We start from the raw sequence: 6,026 nt of genomic DNA on the forward strand, positions 1-6,026 counted from the left end.
AGCCCGACAGCATAAAACCCTCCGGCCCATACAAAAATTCCCAGTTCAGCGAGCCGTTTTGCAACCTGGATAGGGGGAATGTCTTTAAGCCTGAAGGATATCGTAGAGGTACATAACTGCTCTTTTGGAGGGCAGTAAAGACGCAGCCCTTCAATTTTTCTAAGTTCTTCTTTGAAGTATTCTGCAAGAGGTATCTCGTATTCTTCCATCGCTTTCATCCCGGAAATTATATTATTTCTTCGGGGTTTATTTGTGAAGGAATTGTCGCCTAACTCTGCGGGATGTTTGCTGCCGATCTCTGCTATAAACTCAATTGCTTCGGCTGCTCCAGCAATGGCTTCATGATTTAATGTACCGGTTTCAAATTTGTCAGGAACGGTGTTTTTCTGGGCACTAACTTTTAAGGTCTTCAGCGCTTCCATTCTTTCCTTCTTACTATAAAGAACTCCGATATGCGGCCCGAAAAATTTATATGCTGAACAGAAGACAAAATCGGCGTCCAGTTCCTTAACGTCAAGCACCCCGTGTAAGGCATAGTGTACGGCATCCACGACAGTGATTGCACCTCTTTCCCTTGCAAGGCTAATAATTGTTTTTGCATCACTGATTGTTCCTACGGCATTCGATCCATAATTGAATGCTACAACTTTTGTTCTATTTGAAAGTTTACCTTTATAATCTTCCATGTCAAGTGTTAGGGTTTCCGTGTTTACCTTAACACTTTTAATTATTAAGCCTCTTTCGGATAAGATTTCCCAAGGGCTTCTATTCGAGTCATGATCGATATCGGTAATGATAATTTCATCTCCAGGTTGTAAGTCCCTGGCTATGGCCTGTGAAAGCTTGAAGTTGATACTTGTGGAGTTCTCGCCAAAAGCTACTTCATCCCATGCACATCCAAAAAAATCCGCAAAAGATTTCCTCGCATTAAGGATCATTTCATCAGTTTCAACAGTAGTGGCAAATACTCCGCCGCTGTTAGCGTTATGATTGATCATGTAATCAACCATTTTTTCAATTACACGCTGGGGAGTTTGTGTACCTCCCGGGCTGTCAAAATATATTGCCGGGAAACCATTTATTTCTCTCTTCAGGGACAGGAATTGTGCTCTTATTCCGTTAATATCGAATTTCATTGGTGAGATTTTTGCTGATGCTTATCGAAATTTATTTTCGTAATCTTCAAGTGTATAATCTGCGATGCGGATATTTGGTACTCCGAGGGCCCCAAGAATGTCGTAACAGCCACTAATGTCGGCGAGGAATTTTATATCGACATTCGGCCCGATCACTTCGACATAATGGACCTGGTTTAAAATACTCTCAGGCACATCACTTACGTCAACGGTAGTTGCTCCGGATGAAATTTTGCCAATCACAGGAATTTTGTAACCGGCAATAAACATATAAACTCCTTTGGGATTGGAATCAGTTTCACTTAATAATCTGAGATATCCATGTTTATAGCCGATATGAACTAGTGCTAGCTTTATATCTCTTTTGGTAGTATATGCACCTCCATAACCAATGGTCTGACCTTCCCTGACGGTTTTTATCTGGGATATTTTGGCATAAACCTCCATTGTATGGCGTGCATCTGGTGCAATTGGGCTGGCCGCATTTGGCGCTCCGCCAACCAGGCCAATCCCCGGCCTGATCATATCAAAATTAAAAACTTCATTGTCAAGCAAAATTACGCTGTCTGTGCAGGCAAAGGAAATGGGTTTTGGGGGTAAGATCGAACAATAGCCATCAAGAACTTCAAGTTGTTTGTAGCAATTGGAAGGATCTGATCCTTTGATATCAAAAAAATGGCTGATATAAAGTTCAATATTAACATGCTTTGTTAACACATCGTAATTATCACTTAACTGTTTGACTTCATCGTCAAGAAACCCCAGCCGGTTCATATGGCTGTCCAAATGTATTACAGCCGATCCTTTCCCATTTTTAGAACAGTAGTCGTTCCATCTCTCTAATTGCTCTAATGCGTTGAGGCATGGAATGATCTTGTACTGCTTAAAATAGTGTTCCTCTCCATGCAGAAGTCCCCCTAAAGCATAGAGATGGATATCTTCATATAGAAGTATACTCCTGAGTTCAATACCTTCACTTAATTCTTCAATGAAAAAATGACGGGCACCGGCTTTATACAAGGCAGGTGCAACATCTTTTATCTGAAGGCCATAAACATCCCCTTTTAAAACTGCCGCACACAGCGAGTTCGTAGCATCGGCCTTAGCTTTAAAAAGATTGTAGTTGTATACTATAGCATTTATATCTCTTATACGGATAATAGCTTTACTGCCAAATGCTTCATCAGGAATCACCCTGAAATTTTGTGTCATATTTTAAGCGATAGAAAACGTGGTCAAGATAAGGGAAAATTGGAACTAAGATGTTACTTGGCTGTCATGTTACTTTAATTTATCTTTAACTAGCTAAAGTTAATATTATGGTATTGAACATCAATGGGACAGCCCAAAATGTAAACGCCGCACCTGATTCCGATCTGTTAACCGTTCTCCGCGAAGAACTCGACCTCACAGGAACCAAGTACGGCTGCGGTGAAGCAGCCTGTGGTGCCTGCATGGTTTTGATTGAAGGTGTAGCTACTCCATCGTGCATAACAAGGATTAACTCGCTGGAAGGTAAAAAGATAGAAACTATCGAGGGCCTTGCCAAAAATGATAAACTACATCAGGTTCAGGAAGCATTTATGAAGACTGATCCCTTTCAATGTTCTTATTGTGCATCGGGAATGATCATTTCGACAGTAGCGTTACTTTCGAAAGTCCCAAAACCCACGGATAGCCAGATTGTCGAAATGATGAATATTAACATTTGCCGGTGCGGAACTTATGCTGGAATTATTACGGCAGTCAAGCTTGCTGCATCATTTAAATCCAATGGAGATGATTGAGAAAAAACCCGAAACCCGATACGAAAAGCCTACTCAGGAAGGCTATTTAAACCGGAGAAAGTTTTTTAAACTTCTCGGCGGCGGACTTGCTGTTATATTCGTTTCAGATGAACTGATTTCATTTGCTGCTGATACTTCCGCAATCTTAATTCCCGACGATCAAATTGGTGCATGGGTCCATATCGGTGATGACGGATTCGTTACTGCTTTTACAGGCAAAACTGAGGTGGGCCAAAATATCCGGACTTCGCTATCGCAGGTTGTTGCTGAGGAACTCCTTATTCCAATATCATCGGTGAAAATGGTGATGGCTGACACCGATCTTGTTCCTTACGATTTCGGAACGGTAGGGAGCAGATCAACCCCGCAAATGGGCTCACAGTTAAGGAGGGCTTCGGCAGCAGCAAAGGCGGAACTGATAAAAATGGCTGCTAAAACATGGAAGATCAGTGAAGAAGCTTTAATAGCAGAAGGTGGTTTTATTATCGACCCTGCAACAAAAAATAAGTTGTCTTATCAACAACTCACTGGTGGGAAGCAGCTTGTTATTCCTATTTCTGAATCAACAAAAATAAGCTCCCTTTCCCAAAGGAAACTAACCGGAACGTCAGTCCCAAAGGTCAACATCAAATCATTTTTGACAGGGGAGCACAAGTATGTTTCCGATATGAAATTAGGAGGCATGGTTTACGGCAAAATCCTTCGCCCTGCCGCCTATAAATCTGATCTTATTGATATTGATACTTCGGCAGCAAAGGCTATTCCGGGAGTCACTGTTGTACAGGATGGCAATTTTGTTGGCCTTACAGCCGATGACCCGTGGACTGCAGCAAAAGCCGTTAAAGTGATTCACGCCAACTGGAAGACTCCGGCTCAAAAATCACGCGCTGACTTGTTTGAACACTTGAAAAGTTCTGGTGAACAGGGCAGAGGGTCCGCAAAGCAGGGGGATATAAATCGCGGCTTATCTGAAGGCGATCATCAGCATCGTGCAAGCTACCAAATTGAATATATCGCACACGTTCCTCTTGAGCCCAGGGCTGCCATTGCTTCATGGGACAAGGGGAGGCTAACTGTTTATACAGGGACCCAAAAGCCATTTGGGGTGCGCGATACTCTTGCCGAAATGTTTAACATCCCTAAAGATAAGGTCAGGGTAATTGTTCCCGATACAGGTTCGGCTTATGGCGGAAAGCATAGCGCTGAAGCAGCGGAGGAAGCTGCAAAGTTGTCCAAAGCTGTTGGCAAACCAGTTAAGCTCGTATGGACAAGGGAAGAGGAATTTGCCTGGGCATATTTCAGGCCTGCTGGGCTTATTGAAATAAATAGCGGAGTAAAAAAGGATGGAACAATCACGGCCTGGGACTTTCATAATTATAATTCAGGAGCGGGAGCAATTGCAACTCCTTATTCAGTTGCAAACCAGCAAAGCCTTTTTCATTCGGCCGATACACCCTTAAAGCAGGGTTCTTACCGGGGCCTGGCATCAACTGCTAATGTATTTGCACGTGAAAGTCACATGGCTGATCTAGCCCATATGATAAATATGGATCAGTTGGAGTTCAGACTTAAGAATCTTGCAGAACCAAGATTTAACGCAGTACTTGAAGCTGCCGCTAAAAGCTTCGGCTGGCGTACAAGGAAAAAGCTGCCGGGCCGGGGATTCGGTATCGCAACTGGTTTTGATAAAGGCGGCTATGTAGCTACTTGTGCAGAGGTAGAAGTGATCAACAACCAGGTTAAAATACTTCAGATCAACGAAGCTTTCGAATGCGGAGCTATAATAAATCCCGCTCATTTGCATCATCAAATCATTGGAGCAATTGTGCAGGGGCTGGGAGGTGCATTATTCGAGGCAGTAGACTTCGCAGGGGGCAAAATCCTAAATCCCTCAATCTCAGCTTACCGGGTACCGAGGTTTAGCGACATGCCCGAAATTGAAATTATTATGGTCGACCGAAAGGATTTACCTTCGGCAGGCGCAGGCGAAGCTCCTATAATAGGTGTTGCTCCGGCAATCCGGAACGCTATATTGGATGCAAGTGGTGTCGGGCTTAATAACCTGCCGCTTATTCCTGCGGGGCTCATTGCTTAACCTGCTTAAATTCTTATCTGTTCAAATATTCCTTCGAAATAAATATGTTTAGGCCGGATATTAGCGTACACTGTGGTTTGATCCGGCAATCGATTTTAGTAAAAACAAATTTTCTATCTTGGGCAAATAAAACTATGAATATGAACGTGAAAAAGTTTGTTTGTTTCTGTGCTTGTGTGCTTGTCTCAGCATCACTATGGGCTCAGGATGCAAAGTATCATTTATTAATTGGCACTTATACTTCCCCGGGAAAAAGTGAAGGTGTTTATGTGTATGATTTCGATACCCGTGACGCATCTACTAACTACAAATCGAAAGTTGTTTTGGGAAGCCCGTCATATTTCGCTGTGACTAATGACCGTAAGTTTGTTTATACCGTTGGTGAAGACCCTAACAGATACATCAATGCTTTATCATTCGATACCAGGACTGGCGAGCTTAAACTTTTAAACAGGGTCACCTCCGGCAGCGGAGGCCCCACACACATATCAGTTGATGCGAAAAGTAGATATGTATTTGTCTCTAATTATGGAGGCGGTACATTGACTGCGATTCCCATTAACGCTGACGGATCTTTAGGTTCCGATATTCAGGATATCAAACATGAGGGCAGGAGCATCGCAAGGGATAAGCCTTTTGTTCATTCGGCAGTAGTTTCTCCTGATAATAAATATGTAATCACCGCTGATCTCGGAACAGATAAGATGAATATTTATGCATTTGACGCATCAAAACGACCGAATCCATTAACGGCAACTGCTCAGGACTTCGTTAGTCTTGCACCAGGCGCTGGTCCCCGCCACTCTACTTTTCATCCAAACAAGAAGTTTTACTATGCTGTAACGGAACTCGATGGAACGGTAAACGCGTTTAAATACAAGAAAGGAAAAATCGATTTAATCCAAACGATCAAGATGGCCGATGCGAGTTATACCGGTAAACCGGATGGGGCAGATATTCAGGTATCTGCTGATGGAAAATTCCTGTACGCAAATACCCGTAATGTAT

The 6,026-nt window shown here is 42.9% G+C and carries 5 protein-coding genes; 3 read left to right on the forward strand and 2 right to left on the reverse strand.

What is annotated here, in order from left to right:
* Both WBJ10_RS09850 and WBJ10_RS09855 read right to left on the reverse strand, forming a co-directional pair.
* On the reverse strand, positions 1–1,136 hold a 1,136-nt coding region (locus WBJ10_RS09850; RefSeq protein ID WP_424289791.1), incomplete at its 3' end, for a cysteine desulfurase-like protein.
* 21 nt (positions 1,137–1,157) lie between these two features.
* Positions 1,158–2,348, reverse strand: a complete 1,191-nt coding sequence (locus WBJ10_RS09855) for an alanine racemase (protein ID WP_424289793.1) — start codon at positions 2,346–2,348, stop codon at positions 1,158–1,160.
* 107 nt (positions 2,349–2,455) lie between these two features.
* Here WBJ10_RS09855 and WBJ10_RS09860 point away from each other — a divergent pair, with 107 nt between their 5' ends.
* The 3 genes from WBJ10_RS09860 to WBJ10_RS09870 all read left to right on the forward strand — a co-directional run.
* Positions 2,456–2,923 (forward strand): (2Fe-2S)-binding protein, encoded by a 468-nt coding sequence (locus tag WBJ10_RS09860; protein WP_424289795.1) that lies wholly within the window; start codon positions 2,456–2,458, stop codon positions 2,921–2,923.
* Positions 2,916–5,018, forward strand: coding sequence for a molybdopterin cofactor-binding domain-containing protein (locus tag WBJ10_RS09865; RefSeq protein WP_424289797.1), 2,103 nt, complete (start codon positions 2,916–2,918; stop codon positions 5,016–5,018). The genes WBJ10_RS09860 and WBJ10_RS09865 overlap by 8 nt, the downstream gene beginning before the upstream one ends.
* A gap of 140 nt (positions 5,019–5,158) precedes the next feature.
* Positions 5,159–6,026, forward strand: an 868-nt coding sequence (locus tag WBJ10_RS09870) for a lactonase family protein (protein WP_424289799.1), incomplete at its 3' end; no start/stop codon positions are given.

Source organism: Daejeonella sp. (assembly GCF_049655485.1).
Lineage (GTDB): Bacteria > Bacteroidota > Bacteroidia > Sphingobacteriales > Sphingobacteriaceae > Daejeonella.